At 67.6% G+C, this 17,245-nt stretch carries 13 protein-coding genes; 8 read left to right on the top strand and 5 right to left on the bottom strand.

What is annotated here, in order from left to right:
* Window positions 1–88: 88 nt before the first annotated feature.
* Window positions 89–1,021 (bottom strand): LysR family transcriptional regulator, encoded by a 933-nt coding sequence (locus tag W930_RS0117025; protein ID WP_023597168.1) that lies wholly within the window; start codon window positions 1,019–1,021, stop codon window positions 89–91.
* A gap of 127 nt (window positions 1,022–1,148) precedes the next feature.
* Between W930_RS0117025 and ilvD (W930_RS0117020) the strand changes: the two genes are divergently transcribed.
* The 3 genes from ilvD (W930_RS0117020) to W930_RS0117010 all read left to right on the top strand — a co-directional run bounded on the left by ilvD (W930_RS0117020) (window position 1,149) and on the right by W930_RS0117010 (window position 5,444).
* Window positions 1,149–3,017 (top strand): dihydroxy-acid dehydratase, encoded by a 1,869-nt coding sequence (gene ilvD, locus W930_RS0117020; protein ID WP_023597169.1) that lies wholly within the window; start codon window positions 1,149–1,151, stop codon window positions 3,015–3,017.
* A 125-nt stretch (window positions 3,018–3,142) separates the two neighbouring features.
* Entirely contained in the window at window positions 3,143–4,816 is a 1,674-nt protein-coding gene (gene ilvD / locus W930_RS0117015; protein ID WP_023597170.1) for a dihydroxy-acid dehydratase, read from the top strand.
* A gap of 247 nt (window positions 4,817–5,063) precedes the next feature.
* Window positions 5,064–5,444 (top strand): c-type cytochrome, encoded by a 381-nt coding sequence (locus W930_RS0117010; protein ID WP_141571010.1) that lies wholly within the window; start codon window positions 5,064–5,066, stop codon window positions 5,442–5,444.
* Between the two features lie 10 nt (window positions 5,445–5,454).
* Here W930_RS0117010 and W930_RS29240 read toward each other — a convergent pair whose 3' ends face one another.
* The 3 genes from W930_RS29240 to W930_RS0116995 are packed head-to-tail and all read right to left on the bottom strand — an operon-like array spanning window position 5,455 to window position 7,747.
* Window positions 5,455–5,820 (bottom strand): DUF2486 family protein, encoded by a 366-nt coding sequence (locus W930_RS29240; protein ID WP_023597172.1) that lies wholly within the window; start codon window positions 5,818–5,820, stop codon window positions 5,455–5,457.
* Window positions 5,821–5,822: 2 nt separating this feature from the next.
* On the bottom strand, window positions 5,823–6,239 hold the full coding sequence (locus tag W930_RS0117000) for a DNA polymerase III subunit chi (protein WP_023597173.1): 417 nt from the start codon (window positions 6,237–6,239) through the stop codon (window positions 5,823–5,825).
* On the bottom strand, window positions 6,236–7,747 hold the full coding sequence (locus W930_RS0116995) for a leucyl aminopeptidase (RefSeq protein WP_023597174.1): 1,512 nt from the start codon (window positions 7,745–7,747) through the stop codon (window positions 6,236–6,238). The genes W930_RS0117000 and W930_RS0116995 overlap by 4 nt, the downstream gene beginning before the upstream one ends.
* A gap of 91 nt (window positions 7,748–7,838) precedes the next feature.
* Here W930_RS0116995 and lptF point away from each other — a divergent pair, with 91 nt between their 5' ends.
* From lptF to W930_RS0116970, 5 genes are all read left to right on the top strand, one after another.
* Entirely contained in the window at window positions 7,839–8,957 is a 1,119-nt protein-coding gene (lptF, locus tag W930_RS0116990) for an LPS export ABC transporter permease LptF (protein WP_023597175.1), read from the top strand.
* Window positions 8,957–10,096 (top strand): LPS export ABC transporter permease LptG, encoded by a 1,140-nt coding sequence (gene lptG / locus W930_RS0116985; protein WP_023873439.1) that lies wholly within the window; start codon window positions 8,957–8,959, stop codon window positions 10,094–10,096. The genes lptF and lptG overlap by 1 nt, the downstream gene beginning before the upstream one ends.
* Before the next feature lie 10 nt (window positions 10,097–10,106).
* Window positions 10,107–10,487 carry a sirohydrochlorin chelatase gene (locus W930_RS0116980; protein WP_023873437.1) on the top strand — a complete coding sequence of 127 codons (381 nt, stop codon included), beginning with the start codon at window positions 10,107–10,109 and terminating at the stop codon, window positions 10,485–10,487.
* 370 nt (window positions 10,488–10,857) lie between these two features.
* Complete coding sequence (locus tag W930_RS0116975) at window positions 10,858–11,619, top strand: hypothetical protein (RefSeq protein WP_023597178.1); 762 nt, start codon at window positions 10,858–10,860, stop codon at window positions 11,617–11,619.
* A 205-nt stretch (window positions 11,620–11,824) separates the two neighbouring features.
* A complete protein-coding gene (locus W930_RS0116970; protein ID WP_023873436.1) occupies window positions 11,825–16,306 on the top strand; it encodes a dermonecrotic toxin domain-containing protein in 4,482 nt (1,493 codons plus the stop codon).
* 110 nt (window positions 16,307–16,416) lie between these two features.
* On the opposite strand, the gene cobA is transcribed toward W930_RS0116970, so the two are convergent.
* Window positions 16,417–17,205 carry a uroporphyrinogen-III C-methyltransferase gene (gene cobA / locus W930_RS27840; protein ID WP_023597180.1) on the bottom strand — a complete coding sequence of 263 codons (789 nt, stop codon included), beginning with the start codon at window positions 17,203–17,205 and terminating at the stop codon, window positions 16,417–16,419.
* Window positions 17,206–17,245: the final 40 nt, after the last annotated feature.

Below are 17,245 nucleotides of genomic sequence, written 5' to 3'. Positions count from 1 at the left end.
CGGTGCATGTGCACGGGATGGCCAGCACAATACCACGAGCCCGTGCCATCGCGGCAGGCCGATCGAGGCGCCGCGGCAAGACCGAGGCTCAGGCGAACAGGGTCGCGCCCGGCGGCGTGTGCGCCACCGCGCGCGCCGTCTCGAGAAAGCCGTGGAGTACCGGCGAGACCTCCGCGGTGCGCCAGAGCAGTCCTGTCTCGATGAGCGTGCTGGACTCGCGCAGCGCGCGATAGGTCACGCCGGTGCGGCGCAGATGGCAAAGCGACTGCGGCACCAGCGCCACGCCCATGCCGGCCGACACGAGACTGACGATGGTCTGCATCTGGATCGCCTCCTGTCCCACGCGGGGCGTGAGCCCGAGCGCCGCGTAGCAGCCCATGATGATGTCGTGGAACGCTGGCGCCACGCGACGCGGGAAGATCACGAGCGGCTCGTCGGCGTAATCGGCCAGACTCACCGCCGCGCCCGATGCCGTGGCGTCGGCATTGCCGTCCGGTCCGGCAGGCAGCGCCAGCATCAGCGGCTCGCGCACGATGGGCAGGTACGACAGTTCGTTGGCGTAGCGCGCCGGCACGGGCGGGATGAAAAGCCCGGCGTCGATTCGCCCGTCCATGAGCGCCTCGACCTGGACGTCGCTCGTCGCCTCGAGCAGTTGCAGGCGCACGCGCGGGTAGCGCTGCCCGAACTCGCGCAACAGCGGCGGCAGGATGCCGTAATCGGCCGTCGAGACGAAGCCCAGCGCGAGCGTGCCCACCTCGCCGTGCGCCAGGCCCTGCGCCAGTGCGGGCAAGGCCTCGGCGTCCGCCAGAATGCGCCGCACCTCGGGCAGCAGCTGGCGCCCCACGGCGGTGAGTTCCACCGAGCGATTGGTGCGCACGAAGAGCGGTGCGCCGAGCGACGCTTCGAGCGCCCGGATCTGTTGCGAGAGTGGCGGCTGCGTCATCGACAGCCGCTGTGCCGCGCGCCCGAAATGCCGCTCCTCGGCCACCGCCACGAAGTATCGAAGTTGACGTAAATCCATGATATTTTTTTCGACTCAATCCAAGTCAAATAATATATTTGACAAGCATTCGAGGAAAGACGAATCTTGACGTCCGAACAGAGCCTTGACGGCCCCGACCCACAAGCCCAGCGTTACAGAGACGACCATGCCTGAATACCGTTCCCGCACCTCCACCCACGGCCGCAACATGGCCGGCGCCCGCGCCCTGTGGCGCGCCACCGGCATGAAAGACGGCGACTTCGGCAAGCCGATCATCGCCGTGGTGAACTCCTTCACGCAGTTCGTGCCGGGTCACGTGCACCTGCGCGATTTGGGCGCCATCGTCGCCAAGGAGATCGAGGCGGCGGGCGGCGTGGCCAAGGAATTCAACACCATCGCCGTGGATGACGGCATCGCCATGGGGCATGGCGGCATGCTGTACTCGCTGCCCTCGCGCGAGCTGATCGCCGACTCGGTGGAATACATGGTCAACGCGCACTGCGCCGACGCCATGGTCTGCATTTCCAACTGCGACAAGATCACCCCGGGCATGCTCATGGCCGCCATGCGCCTGAACATCCCGGTCGTGTTCGTCTCGGGCGGTCCGATGGAGGCCGGCAAGGTCAAGTCGGGCGACGGACAGGTGATCGCCAAGATCGACCTGATCGACGCCATGATCAAGGCCGCCGATCCGAAGGTCAGCGACGCCGAAGTCGCCGAAGTCGAGCGCAGCGCCTGCCCGACGTGCGGCTCGTGCTCGGGCATGTTTACCGCCAACTCGATGAACTGCCTGACCGAAGCCATCGGCCTGGCCCTGCCGGGCAACGGCACCATCGTGGCCACGCACGCCTGGCGTCGCGGCCTGTTCGAGCAGGCGGGCCGCCTCGTGGTCGACCTGTGTCGTCGCTACTACCAGGAAGACGACGCCTCGGTGCTGCCGCGCAACATCGCCACCAAGGCCGCGTTCGAGAACGCCATGGCGCTCGACGTCGCCATGGGCGGCTCCACCAACACGGTGCTGCACCTGCTTGCCGCCGCGCAGGAAGCGGGCGTGGACTTCAAGATGGCGGACATCGACCGCATCTCGCGCAACGTGCCTTGCCTGTGCAAGGCCGCGCCGGCGACCGACAAGTACCACATCGAAGACGTGCACCGCGCAGGCGGCATCATCGGCATTCTGGCCGAGCTCGCCCGCGGCGGACTGCTCGACACCTCGTGCGGCAACGTGCACAGCGGCACGCTCGGCAACGCCATCGACGCCTGGGACGTGAAGAACAGCGCCAACGATCGCGCGCAGACGTTCTACAGCGCCGCGCCGGGCGGCGTGCCCACGACCATCGCATTCAGCCAGTCGTCGACCTATCCGGCGCTCGACCTGAACCGTGAAACGGGGTGCATTCGCGACAAGGAGCACGCCTACACCAAGGACGGCGGCCTGGCCGTGCTGTACGGCAACCTCGCCGAGAAGGGCTGCATCGTGAAGACGGCCGGCGTGGACGAGTCGCAATGGGTCTTTACGGGTCGCGCCCGCGTGTTCGAGAGCCAGGACGACGCCGTCGAAGGGATTCTTGGCGACAAGGTCCAGCCGGGCGACGTGGTCGTCATTCGCTATGAAGGCCCGAAAGGCGGCCCCGGCATGCAGGAAATGCTCTACCCGACCTCGTATCTGAAATCGAAGGGCCTGGGCAAGACCTGCGCCCTGTTCACCGACGGCCGCTTCTCGGGCGGCTCGTCGGGACTGGTGATCGGCCACGCGTCGCCGGAAGCGGCCGAGGGCGGCACCATCGGCCTGGTCGAGGACGGTGACGTGATCGAGATCGACATCACGCAGCGCAAGATGCATCTGGCCGTGTCCGACGACGAACTGGCGCGCCGCCGCGCCGCCATGGAAGCCCGTGGCGACAAGGCATGGCAGCCGGCGAACCGCGAGCGCGTGGTGTCTCAGGCCCTGCAGGCCTACGCCGCGCTGGCTACCTCGGCCGACCGCGGCGCCGTGCGCGATCTGTCGCAGTTGAAGACGGCCAAGCGCGGCTGACGCCGCGCGGCGGCACTCCCGGTGAACCCGGGGGTGCTGCCGGCCCGGCAGCGTGATACAACAACACCTATGCGCAACGCTGCGGCAGTCGAGGGTGGCCAAGCGCATCCCCACAGGAGACCGTCATGGCATTCAACCGTCGTTCGCGAAACGTCACGCAAGGCGTGGCGCGCTCGCCCAACCGCTCGATGTACTACGCGCTGGGCTATCAGGAAGAAGACTTCGACAATCCGATGATCGGCGTGGCCAACGGCCACTCCACGATCACCCCGTGCAACGCGGGGCTGCAACGACTGGCGGACGCCGCCGTCGACGCCATCAAGCGCCATCAGGCCAACCCTCAGATATTCGGCACCCCGACCATTTCCGACGGCATGTCGATGGGCACGGAGGGCATGAAGTACTCGCTCGTCTCGCGCGAAGTCATCGCCGACTGCATCGAGACCGCCGTGCAGGGCCAGTGGATGGACGGCGTGGTCGTGATTGGCGGCTGCGACAAGAACATGCCCGGCGGCATGATCGCCCTCGCGCGCATCAACGTGCCCGGCATCTACGTCTACGGCGGCACCATCAAGCCGGGCAACTGGAAGGGCAAGGATCTCACCATCGTCTCCTCGTTCGAGGCCGTGGGCGAGTTCACGGCCGGACGCATGACCGAAGCCGATTTCAAGGGCATCGAGAAAAACGCCTGCCCGTCGACCGGTTCGTGCGGCGGCATGTACACGGCCAACACGATGAGCTCCTCGTTCGAGGCGCTGGGCATGTCGCTGCTGTATTCGTCGACCATGGCCAACCCCGATCAGGAGAAGGTCGACTCGGCCGCCGAATCGGCCCGCGTACTCGTCGAAGCCGTCAGGAAGGACCTCAAGCCGCGCGACATCATCACGCGCAAATCCATCGAAAACGCCGTGGCGCTCATCATGGCGACCGGCGGGTCGACGAACGCCGTGCTCCACTATCTGGCCATCGCGCACGCGGCGGACGTCGAGTGGCGCATCGAGGACTTCGAACGCATTCGCGCACGCGTGCCGGTCATCTGCGATCTGAAGCCCTCGGGCAAGTACGTGGCGACTGACCTGCACAAGGCGGGCGGCATTCCTCAGGTGCTGAAGATCCTGCTCGACGCCGGGCTGCTGCACGGCGACTGCATGACGATCACCGGCCGCACGATCGCCGAGGAACTGAAGGACGTGCCGTCGGTGCCGCGCGCCGACCAGCACGTGATCTTCCCGATCGACAAGGCGCTCTACAAGGAAGGCCACCTCGCCATTCTCAAGGGCAACCTCGCCGAAGACGGCGCGGTGGCCAAGATCACCGGTCTGAAGAACCCCATCATCACGGGGCCGGCGCGCGTGTTCGACGACGAACAAAGCGCGATGGACGCAATCCTCGGCGACAGGATCCAGGCGGGCGACATTCTCGTGCTGCGCTATCTCGGCCCGAAGGGCGGCCCCGGCATGCCGGAGATGCTGGCGCCGACGTCGGCCATCATCGGCAAGGGACTCGGCGAGTCGGTCGGCTTCATCACCGACGGGCGGTTCTCCGGCGGCACATGGGGCATGGTGGTCGGGCATGTCGCGCCGGAGGCATTCGTGGGCGGCACCATCGCGCTGGTGCACGAGGGCGACTCGATCACCATCGATGCGCACCGGTTGCTGTTGCAGTTGAACGTGCCTGACGATGAACTCGCCCGGCGTCGCGCGGCGTGGAAAGCACCGGCGCCGCGCTACACGCGTGGTGTGCTGGCCAAGTACGCCGCGCTCGCGCAACCGGCCAACAAGGGCGGCGCGACAGGCTGAGCGTCACGTCCACGGAGACGGTTCGCGCCTCTGTCGCATTGGATCACCCCGCGGCACGCTCGTCGACAGCGACGGACGTGCCGCTTTTTCGTTGCACCGGCCGAGCGACGACAAATGCTATATTCCGGCCAGACGTTTCGAGACCGGCAGACAAGAAAGACGAAAGGCTGCCGGGCAGGCGGCGCCATGCCGACCCGGCCCGGCTGCCCCCGGGGCCTGCCGGCGACTTTCCGGACATACGTAGCCAATGAAAACCACTACCGGTAAACCTGCGGGCGCGATGGTCGGTGCCTGGTTGATGATCGCGGCAAGCGCCGCGTTCGCGCAGACCGGCGCGTCGCCCGCCTTCGATGCACAGGACAAGTCCGACGCGCGCGCGATCGAATCGCTCGCGCGCGCCCGCAACTGCATGACATGTCACGCCACCGACCGCACGCTGCTCGCGCCGTCGTACCGGGACATTGCCAAACGCTACGCGGGCAAGCCGGGCGCCGCCGAGGAACTCGCGCGCTCCATCGCCGACGGCAGCCGGGGAAAATGGGGCAGCCTGCCGATGCCCGCCGGTTTGCAGCTCGCGCCGGGCGAGGCCAACCGCCTGGCGCGCTGGATTCTGGGCATGTCGCGCTAGCCGCCTCGGCTCAGCCCTGCGAGCGCACCTGCTTGGCGACTTCTTCGATGACCGCCTGCCGGATCCGGTCGGGCAACTGCGCCTGAAGCGCGTCGGCCACCTGCTTGCCGATCAACTGGACCAGCCATGACGTCTGGTCGATCAGCGCGTCGTGACAACGGCGCTCCACCATCGTCGTGATCTCGTCGGCCAGTTGCAACGTAAGCCGCGCGCTGACGCGTTCGGCGAAAACGGCGACGTCGGCGGGCACGCCCTGCTCCGGGGCGGAAGTCGCCGCGGACGTGTGCCCCGGAGGCGACGGCGCCGCCTCGCCGGGCGCGAGCACTTCGGTCAGCGTGGGGATGCCGGGGTCGGTGCGCTCGGGCTCGTTCGTCACGGTCAGCCTCGTTGGTCGTAGTTGTTCAGGGTGTAGCCGCGATCGCGATAGAAGCGGTACCGCTCGCGTGCGCCGGCGAGCTCGTCGGGGGCGTCGCCGACGATTTCCACCACGCGTTCGAAGCGCGCGAAGTGCGTGGGTACCACGCCCGCGAGATTGAGCAGCACCTGATGATGCTGTGCGGGCTCATCGGGCGCGGCGAGCACCACGGGCGTTTGCGCGGCGAGCGGGTCCTGAGTGAAGCAATGCGGCACGAACTCGAGCGGCGAGAAAGTCCACAGCGTCTGGTCGAACGCCTTGAGCACGTCCGGCTCGCCGACGACCACGAGGGTCTGACCGGCGCCGTAGACCTTGCGCGCGAACCGGCACGCATACTCGACCCGGTTCGGCACATGGGTGTGAAAGTCGACGCGCGTCACCGGGCTTCGCGATCGATCAGGAACTGCGTGAGCAACGGCACCGGACGGCCCGTCGCGCCCTTGGCTGCCCCGCTCTTCCATGCCGTACCGGCGATGTCCAGGTGAGCCCACTCGTATTTCTCGGTGAAGCGCGCCAGGAAGCAGGCCGCCGTCACGCTGCCGGCCGGGCGCCCGCCGATGTTCGCCACGTCGGCGAAGTTCGACTTGAGCTGCTCCTGGTACTCCTCCTCGACCGGCAGACGCCAGGCCGTGTCGCCCGTCGCACGGCCGGCGGCCAGCAGTTCGTCGGCCAGCGCGTCGCTCTTGGAGAACAGGCCCGAGTTCACATGACCCAGCGCGATGATGCAGGCGCCCGTGAGCGTGGCGACATCGATCACGGCCGCCGGCTTGAAGCGCTCGGCGTAGGTGAGCGCGTCGCACAGGATCAGACGGCCTTCGGCGTCGGTATTGAGCACCTCGATGGTCTGGCCAGACATGCTGGTGACCACGTCGCCCGGTTTCGTCGCCTTTCCGCCCGGCATGTTCTCCGTGGCCGGCACGACCGCGATGACGTTGAGCTTCAGGCCCATCTCGGCGACCGCACGGATCGTGCCGAGCACGGAACCGGCGCCGCACATGTCGTATTTCATCTCGTCCATGGCCTCGCCCGGCTTGAGCGAGATGCCGCCCGTGTCGAACGTCACTCCCTTGCCGACCAGCACGATCGGCGCCTGCCTGGCGGGTCCGCCCTCGTACTTGAGCACGATGAACTGGGGTGGCTGAACCGAGCCGCGCGCCACCGACAGGAACGACCCCATCTTGAGTGCCTCGATCTGCTTCGGCCCGAGGATCTCGGCCTTGAGCTTGAATTCGCGCGCCAGCTTGCGGGCGGTGTCGGCCAGATACGTGGGCGTGCAGACGTTGCCCGGCAGATTGCCCAGGTCCTTGGTGAGCGCCATGCCGTTGGCGATCGCCTCGCCATGCCGCGCAGCGACCCTGGCGGCCTTGAGTTCGTCGGGCGCGACGGCGAAGACGACCTTGCGCAGCACCGTGTTCGACGGTTCGGCCTTGCTCTTCATCTGGGTGAAACGATAGGTGGCGTCGCGCAGCGCGATCACCGAGGCGCGCACCGCCCAGGCGGCGTTCTGGGCCGTGACCGTCGCCTGGGGCAGCGTCCACAGGGCGTCGACGGCGCGCGAGGCGAGCACGGCGCGCGCGGCGGCGCGCGTGGCTTCGTTGAACGCCTTTTGCGAAAGCTTGTCTTCACGACCGAGGCCGACGAACAGCACACGTGCCGGGCTCCAGCCGGCGACCTCGTGCAGCATCAGCGTGCTGCCGAGCTTGCCGTCGAGTTCGCCGCGCTTGACCATGCGCGCGAGCAGACCCTTGCTCGCGGCGTCGAGCGCCTTGGCAAGGCCGGCGAGCGGTTGCTGCTCGAACACGCCCACCACCAGACACTCGGTCTTTGCGTTGGCAAGACCGGCCTGGCCCGCCTTGGTCGAATCGAAGGCTTTTGTGCTAAAGTCCATCGCGCTTTCCTCGGGTAAAATTCGTACGAGCCGCAATTATCCGCTTTTTTCCCCGCTCGCCCAACCGCGAGAGCACCCCTATCGTCATCACATGATTTTTCAGCGTTCCCTGCAGCGCGAGCTGAACTACACCGCCGGGGCCGTCTTCATGGTGCTGATCACCGTCATGCTCACCACCATGATGATCCGCATCCTGGGTTTCGCCGCGTCGGGGAAAGCCGACCCGCGCGACGTGCTCGTGCTCATCGGCCTGGCCGTGATCGGCTACCTTGCCGTCATTCTGATCGTGACGCTGTTCGTCTCGATCCTTTTCGTCCTTACCCGCTGGTACCGCGATTCGGAAATGGTCGTGTGGTTCGCCTCGGGATTGTCCATCACCGATTTCATCAAGCCGGTGCTGCGCTTCGCCGCGCCCTATCTGGCCGTCATCACGTTCTGCGCCCTGGTCGCCTGGCCGTGGGCGAACCAGCAGATTGCCGCGCTCGAAGCGCGCTTCGCGCAACGCGACGATGTCTCGATGATCTCGCCGGGGCAATTCCGCGAGAGTGCGTCGAGCCATCGCGTGTTCTTCGTCGAGACCGTGTCGCCGGACGCGACCAAGGTGCACAACGTGTTCGTCTCGGGAACCGAGAACGGCAAGGTGAACGTGGTCGTCTCGAAGGACGGTCATATCGAGACCGCCAAGGACGGCAACCGCTATATCGTGCTGGAAAAAGGCCGCCGCTACGACGGCGTGCCCGGGCAGCCCGATTACCGCGTGATGGAATTCGAGCGCTACGGCGTGAAGATCGACAATCCGAACGCCACCTCCACCGACAACACCCCGACCAAGGGCGTGCCGACGGCCCGTCTGTTCCGCGAGATCCAGAATCCGATCTTCCGCGGGGAAATCGTGTGGCGCATCGGTCTGCCGCTGCTCGCGCTGTCGCTGGTGCTGCTCGCGGTGCCGCTGGCCTACCAGAATCCGCGACACGGCCGCACCATCAACCTCGTCATGGCCGTACTCATCTATCTGGGCTATACCAACCTGCTGAGCCTGTCGCAGGCGTACGTCGCGCAGGAGCGCCTGCCGCTCGCCATCGGCGTATGGCTGCTGCATGCGCTCGCCCTGCTCGTCATCGTGCTGTTGTACGTGCGCCGTGTGCGCTTCCGCGGGTTGCTGGGCCGCCGCCGCAACGGCGCCGTGCGCGCCGCCGGAGGCGCCCGATGATGCGCGTCTACGAGAAGTACCTTGCGCGCCAGATTTACCTGGCGTTCCTCTTCGTCCTGCTCGCGTTCGTCGGCCTGTTCGTCTTCTTCGACCTCGTGAGCGAGCTGGGCGACGTGGGCCGGGGCGGTTATCGCTTCCAGCACGCGCTGGCCTACGTGCTGCTGTTCGCACCGCAGCGCATGTACGAAATCATTCCGGTGGCCTCGCTCATCGCCGCCATCTATGTCTGCGCGCAACTGGCCGGGAACTCGGAGTTCACGATTTTCCGCGTATCGGGGCTCTCGACCGGACAGGCGCTGCGCTCGTTGCTCAAGATCGGGTTCCCGATCGTGCTCGTCACGTTCGTCATCGGCGAGTACGTCGCGCCCAATGCCGAGCAGCTCGCGCAGAAGATTCGTCTCGAGGCGTTGGGCAGTTCGGTGTCGTCGGGCTTCCGCTCGGGCGTCTGGGTCAAGGACACGGTCGATCAGGATGGCTCGCGCGTGACCCGCTTCATCAACGTCGGCACGCTCAACCCGGACAACACGATTGCCAACGTGCGCATCTACGAGTTCGACGACAAGCTCCGGCTCGACAGCGTGCGCCTGGCCAAGCTGGGCCAGTTCGAGGCGCCGAATTTCTGGAAGCTCACCGACGTCTCCGAGACGGTATTCACCGCCACCGACACCGCCACGACCAGCACCGATCCGCTGCGCGCCCTCGTGCAAAGCAAGCAGGTCCATATCGACACGGTGCAGATGCGCTCGGAGCTCACGCCGCAGATCCTGTCGGTGCTGATGGTCTCGCCCGACAACATGGCCATCGGCAGCCTGTACAAGTACATCGGGCACCTGAAGGAAAACCAGCAGAACACCGACCGTTACAGCCTGGCGCTTTGGCAGAAAATGCTCTATCCGTTCGCGGTATTCGTGATGATGGCGCTGGCCCTGCCGTTCGCTTATCTGCACGCCCGCGCGGGGGCCATCGGCCTGAAGGTGTTCGGCGGGATCATGCTCGGCATGAGCTTCCAGTTGCTCAACAACCTGTTCTCACATCTGGGGCTGCTCAACACGTGGCCGTCGTGGTTTACGGCGGCATTGCCGTCATTGCTCTATCTGGTGCTCGCCATTGGGGCGTTGCGCTGGGTGGACAAGCACTAGGAACGTCGTCATGCCGGACAAGCCAGGTCTCGTGCTGTTTGCGCACGGTTCGCGCGATCCGCGCTGGGCCGAACCGTTCGAGCGACTGCGCGAGATGCTGCGCGCGCAGCGCCCCGACGTCGATGTCCGGCTCGCGTTTCTCGAACTCATGACGCCGAGCCTGGCGCAGGTCGTCGACGAACTCGCGGCCGCCGGCAGCCGCGAGATCACCGTGGTGCCAATCTTCCTCGGTCAAGGCGCTCACGCGCGGCGCGATCTGCCGGCGCTCGTCGAAACTTGCCGCACCACGCATCCGGCGCTGTCGATTCGCCTGTGCGCCGCGGCAGGCGAAAGCGACACCGTATTGCTCGCCCTCGCCGCCTACTGCACGGACGCGCTCGATCTCGCCTGAGCGGCCCGGGCGCTCGCCCCCTCCGATCGTCCCTCACCCACCCACCCGCCGTCCCGATCCTGCGCCAACGGGGCCACGATCCGCCCCTGCGGACGTGCCGCCCCCTCCTGTCTCAGCCTTCGCGCGAGCCCCGCATCGCAAGCGAAATCTGCAAGTCGCCGCCTCGGCGCCTCGGCAAGACTAACGCCAAGCGATCCGCGCCGACACGCCTTCCGACTTGCCTTGCGCCCGTCCCGTCGTCCGCCCCCTCGCCCGCCGTTGCGTGAGTCGGCTTTGGGCACGACAGCGGCGCCATCGGCGCATGCGCTTGCGACGCGCTCGTCGCGGTCATGCCCCCGAGACATCCTCGTCATCGACTGGAGCGCAAGCCATGCATTTGATCTCCGCAGCCCCTTCGTTCGCTTCGATCATCGCGCCGGCATCCGACGCGGTGGTGCCGATTCCCCTGCCGGTCGGGTTCGCGACGGAGGTGGCGCATTTCGAACGCCTGACCGACATCGGCCGCGCCGTGTTCGACGCCCCGCCGCAGGCGGGTGCCGCGCTCGGCCTGTTGCTTGCACTGGCCAGGGAGGCAGTGCCATTCGACGATCTGGAAGATCTCGACCCGCACAACGTGGATCGGCTCGCGGACCTCTTCGACGAACGGCCCGCGCTCGCGCCGTATGTCCTGGCGACACTACCGGCAAAGATCGTGAACAGCCCGCCCTGGGAACATGTGGATACGATCATCGGACGCGCCGTGAGCGCGAGCACGCTACGCGACCTCGAGCGCTCGCTGCATCGTGCCAACGTGCCCCTGCCGGACTTCGCGCAATACGGCGGCGGATGGCGCGCCGACTTCAACGCATGGCGAGACGAAATCGTCGATTGGGCCACCTATTTCCGATGGCTCGGGTCGGGGCATGACCCGTTCTCGGGAACACACCCGGCCGAGCGCTTCGACAATGCGTCCGCGCACGCGTCCCTCGCGGGCACGCCACTGCGCACCAGCCGGACCGGCTTCGAGCTGGCGCTGATTTATGCCGCCGAGCTCGAGTTCGATTCGGCGGAAGACCTCCTTGCGCTGCTGGCGCAGCCGATTCCGCGCGAGGGTTCCCGCATGCCGTCGCATCGCCGCCGCTCGGAAACATGACGGAGCGAGCCAACGCATGCATGCCACCGCCCCTGCCCCCAGACCCTGCGCCGCCGCCTCCCGCCCATCCATCCGGGCGCCCGCCGGCGGCGCATCGGCCGATTTGCACGCCGCATCCCGGGAGACCTTCCGTCAGACGTTGCTCATGTGCACGCAAGGCTCCAGAGTCATCGGCATGTCGTGCGCCCCCTCGTCGGTAGGCGGCATGGCTTCCGAGGTACGACGATCGCTGACCGACGCCGGTGTCGCCGCGCACGAGATCGATCTTCTCACCCACGTCGTGACCGGTCACGTCGAGCCATACGTCGACGAGATGCCCTTCTTCCTGGTACTTCACGCCGTGCGCATGGCGGGACAAAAATTGCGCGACCGCGCCCCCTGGGCATCTCCCGACGATATCTGCCGGCGCGCGCTGAGCCAGTCAACGTGGCGCAGTCTCTCGCGCTCGCTGAATCGCTCGGTTGCCAACGTGCCGGAGATCGGGCGGTGGGGCGACTGGCAACGCGTCTCGTCCAACTGGCGCCACGGGATGTGCGACGCGATCGTTAAGGCCGCACAAATGGGGGCGGGTGCCACCCCGTCGCATCGGCGCGCGCGCCGGGATGCGGGTCACGACGGCGACGCTACCTCGCCGGCGCCATCGCTCGACTTCACCTGCGCGGGCAAGACCGGCTACCTGCTCGGGGCACTATACGCGTCGTCGCTGCTGCCGCAGCAGCATTGCGTGGCCAGGACCCGACATGGCGCACCCACCAACGGGACCGCCATCGCGATCGCGCCGGCTACCCTCGCGCGCGGTGAGCACGTGCCAGATCCGACGCCGCGACAAGCGCGCACGCCATCCGGCGGCGCGGCATGCGAAGCGAGTCAGGCGTCGGCGACAGGCACATCGTTGCCCCCGAGCGAGCCCGAGTCACATCGCGTCACGCCGAGGCAGGCACGGCCGGTGCCGATCGACGGCGCGCAGGCGCGACTGGTGAACTTTGTGAAGGACATCGGCGCGGCCATCGCGTCGCTGGCCGCGCTCCGACTGCCGGGCGCCGAAGCCGCCGGGGCGGGAGCGTTCCGCACGCCGGGCATCGTGCTTCGCTCGGCCGCATGGTCCGCGCCGCCACGGGCCGACGATGTCACCTTTCTGACGAGCTCACCAGCGGTACGGCAACTGGTGGATTCGGCCAATGCGTGGCGTCACCGCAATGCCGTGCAGAGCGAATTGCACAAGACATTCGCGCCGTTGATGGCGTTCGCCATGCCGGCCGACAAAGAACAGTTGCTCGAAGACCTGCTGGAAGCCCAAGCCAGCCTCGAGGGGATCGATCCGGGTACGCTCAGACTGCGTCGGCACCGATCGATCGCGGGGGCGCAGCGCCACAAGGCCGTCAAGTACTGGCGCCTGTACGACGCCGCCGAACGGATCGTGCGCGGCGAGCTGGACATCACGGCACATGCGGCCGACGTGACGTTCGACGTCAGTCAGGAAACGCCGGTGGGCGCCGTCTACGAGGCGCCCACGTTGCTCACGGCCTCGCGCTGGATGATGATCGTGACGCAATGGGGCGTCCGGTGCCAGGCGCGGGCGAACATGACCTGGACCGTACCCGCGCGGCTGGCGGACGATGCGAACAGCGAGCTCACGCACGCGCTGCAAACCGCCCTCGCACTGAGCGACCTCGCGATGGCCAATGCCTACGGCCTGGTATCTCGCACGGCGGTGCAGACGGCTAGACATGCCCTCGTCGCCGCGCTCATTCCGGGCATTGCGGGGACCGCCAGTCACGCGCATGCGTTGCAACTGTCGCTCGATGCTGGCGGGTCGACACACCATGCCACGCCCGCGGGCACATTCGTGATCACCCAGCATGCCCGCGACGGCATCGCACTGCTCTATCTCATGGGCGAGCCGCTGGCATGGCGCGCCTTCGATTCGCCCGATGCGTTGCACGACGCCATCGCCCGAAACCTCGGTGGCTTGCGCGACACGCTGCTCGCGCGCACACCCGACACGTTCCGCCGGTCAGCACAGACCGGCGGGCTCACGTCGGGCCTCGGCGACGGCACCGCGACGGCGCCGATGCAAATCGCGCGGCAGGCCACGTTGGCGGTCATGGATGCCGAAGCGCCGCTCGTGCTCGTGGCGCCCGCGACACCCGCGCGCGTCGACGACTATTGCCGATGGCTGAGCGGCGAGCCCAATGCCGCGATCGAGCAGGCGCTGGAGCGCTGGTACGCCGCGCGCCAGGCCGACGGGTCGTCCGCAGCCTCGCGGACTCCGCTCGTCGGCCTGCGGGACATCCAGTACATCGAGCGCATCCAGCGCCTGCGCGCCTCGCTGTCGATGGCGATCCCCACGCCAGAGACCATGGCTCGCCGGCTTGCGAGGGCGATGCTCGCGCGGCGTGGGCTGGCCGACGTCGATCCCGACGATGTCTACGTCACGTTGTCGGAGCCGCCGGTCACGGTCTCGCTCACGAACGCGACGATGACGAAGATGACCTCGCCGCGGACCACCGCCACCGGACAGCTCTTGCAACCTGCGACGCGCACGGCAATCGCCATGGTGCCCTTGCGACGAGACGGCGAAGCCCCAGCGCCCGGTGCCCGGGAGCTGCTTGCGGACGTGACGCCGCAGGGCTACGCCCAGCAGGCAATCGAAGCGTTCGAAGCGTTCTGGCATGCGCATCGGCGCGAGGTGCGAAGCGTGCTCAAGAGCGAGTTCATCGCGCAAGTGTGGCTGCAACGCGCAACCAGGACGCTTTCGGTCGAGCAGGCCAACATCGCGGCGCGCATTGCCGGGCCGATCGAATTGCCGCGACTCGACGCCGCACAACTCGGTCAACGCATTCCCGCGCCAAATGTCCGGCGCGAGTGGCTTACCGTGCAAGGGCGCGCGTCGACGTTGCTGATGATCGGCGCGCCGCGACGCGACGCGAAGTTACTGCTCGCCGCCTATCCGGACGGTCTGCAAGTGCACGGCTTCGAGAGCCGTCGGGCACTCGACGCGTGGTTCCTGTCGCAGACCCGGGATGACGAGACCCGGCGCAAGCTGGCCCGTACATTTGCTTCGCCCGCCGCTTCGTCCACCGGCTCGCCCGCCTCATCGGCCGCCGTGGCCGGCGACTGGCTTGCCGGTCGCGGCCCCGACGCCCTTGGGGCTGCCGTGTCGCAGCCGGAGGACACCTTCGCGCTCATGACCGACGCCTACCGGCGGCTGTCCACGCACACGCTGGCCGACGACGCCGAGTCCGGCAACGGCGCGCGCTGGCTGAACGTCATGGGCGCCATCGCGAACGCCGATCTGGCGTTCGGCCTGGGAAGCTGGGTGTTGCCCGCAACGCGTCCCGTCGGCATCGGCATCTCGATGCTGGACCTGGCGCTGGGCGCCGTGGGCGAAATCGTGGGCGTCGCCACCGACCGCGACGATCTGCGCCACCAGGGGTGGCGTTCGATGCTCTCCGCAGTCGGCAGCCAGGGCATCGCATTGGCGAGATTCAGGGCGCTGGGCTTCCTGACCGGCGACGCGAAGTTTCGGTATTTTGTCGAAGAAGCGCCAAACCGCGACGAGCGGCTGATCCCGGGGCTCCATCGAAGCGCCGGGCGACTGTACGCCTCGGTCGACATGGCGACACGCGCCTACATCGAGTTCGACCCCGCAACGGGCTTCTTCCGGCTGGTTCCCGCCGAGCGGGCCACCGGCGTCGCCGCCGACGGCCCGCTTGCACGCCTGTCGTCCGGGGGGCACTGGCACACCGTTTCGCCGGGCGACAGCGCCGCGCCGCCGCTCGACGATCCGCTCATTGCATGGCGCATCGAACAGGGATTTCGCCGACGGTTCGATGCCTTGACATCGCTTCGGAACCGCCGCTTCGACGACGCCCGGCGTGCCGTGACCACGGCGCAGGCGCTTCAGGGTCAGCGTCTGCCGGCAGAGCGCATTCGCTGGCAGCTTCGCCTGCTCAAACTGGAATTTCTGGATCCGGCCATCGACGACGTCGAGACCCTTGGCACGCTTGCCGGACGTATCGGTGAGTTGCAGAACCTGTTCGATTCCAGCGCGGTGATCGCCGTCGGCTCTCTCGAGCAACGCGCGCGAGCCGTCGGTGCGGGCTATATTCAGATCACGCAATCGCCACGCGTGTTTCTGAGCCATATCCGCGCGGGGCTGGTGCGGGCAACCGCCGTTGCCGGGCTGCGAGGCACCCCGCATCTGGTCGTGCAACGCTTCAACATGCTCGCGCGTCTGCCGCCGCAGGCGTCAGAGCCGTTGATGGGAGATTTGAGCTGGATCGGAAACGTCGAGGGTGGAATGCGCGAAGTGCCCGCCGCTCCGGGCGCCCTGGGGCCCGAATTCACCACGCTGTTCGAGCGCGCGCCCGACACGTCGCTGGCGTACGAACTGAACATCGGCGCACGTCGCTATCTGCTGGGCAGGAGCGTCAACTCGCGCGGTGCCGCGAGCTACTACTTCCTCGATCCCGACACGGGCATGGTGATCCATCACGACCCCGAGGCGCTGCTCGACCTGGCCCGCGAGCATCTGAGCGACGCAGCGCATGCTTATGGGCAGCCCACCGATGGGACACCGCCGCTCGTCGATATTCTCGAAGTGGACGCCGAGCGCCTGGGTCGGACGGACATCTACCGCGACTCATTTCGCGTCCAGTCGGTGCGCGAGGCGCTCGAGCTCTGAGCCCGAACGAAATGCCGGCCTGTCGGCGATCGGCCGGCGTCGTTCACCGCGGCGGGATCGCGGCTCGGCGCGCGCGTGACGCGCAGCGCCTGTTCGTCCCTTGCGCCGGATCAGGCCGCGGCGCGAGGCAGGTCCGCGACCGGTGTCGCAATGTCGTCCGCACGCGCATCGGCGAAGACTTCGCCGATGAGCAGCACGCTCGGCTGCGAGGCGTCGAACCATGGCGCGGCAAGGCCGTCGGCCAGCGCCCCGAGCGAGAGTCGCGCGCGGCGCTCCCGCGCCGTGGTGGCCGCTTCGACGATGGCCACCGGCGTGGAGCGCGGCTTGCCCTGCCCGATCAATTCGGCGGCGATGCGTTGCGCGGCGTCGCGCCCCATGTAGTAGACGAGCGAGTCCGCACTTGCCTGTGCCGAGATCTGCGCGGAATCGGCGGCGCGGCTCTGCGTGGCGAATGCAACGCTGCGGGCCACGCCGCGCAGGGTGAGGGAGCGCCCGAGCGTTGCCGCACTGGCCAGCGCCGCCGTGATCCCCGGCACCACCTCGACATCGATGCCCGCCGCTTCCAGCGCGCGCAGTTCCTCGTCGGCGCGCCCGAACAGCATGGGGTCGCCGCCCTTGAGGCGCACCACGAGTGCATGCGTGCGCGCATGGTCGATCAATTGCTTGTTGATGAAGTGCTGCGCACTCGAGTGCTTGCCGCAGCGCTTGCCCACGGCCACCCGTTTCGCCTGCGGACAAAGCGCCAGCATCTCGGGCTCGACGAGTGCGTCGTGCAGCACGACGTCGGCCTGCGCGAGCAGGCGAGCGCCGCGCACGGTGATGAGGTCGGCCGCGCCGGGGCCGGCGCCCACCAGATAGACCTTGCCCGGCAGGGCGGCGGAGGAGGATGGCGTCGTCATGATGCGATTCGGGTCAGGGCAGCGCTGATGGAGCGAGGTG

This window comes from Pandoraea sp. E26 (assembly GCF_000681415.1).
GTDB lineage: Bacteria > Pseudomonadota > Gammaproteobacteria > Burkholderiales > Burkholderiaceae > Pandoraea > Pandoraea pnomenusa.
Note: the sequence above shows the minus strand (reverse complement) of the source record. Positions and strands in the feature narration are given on the sequence as shown.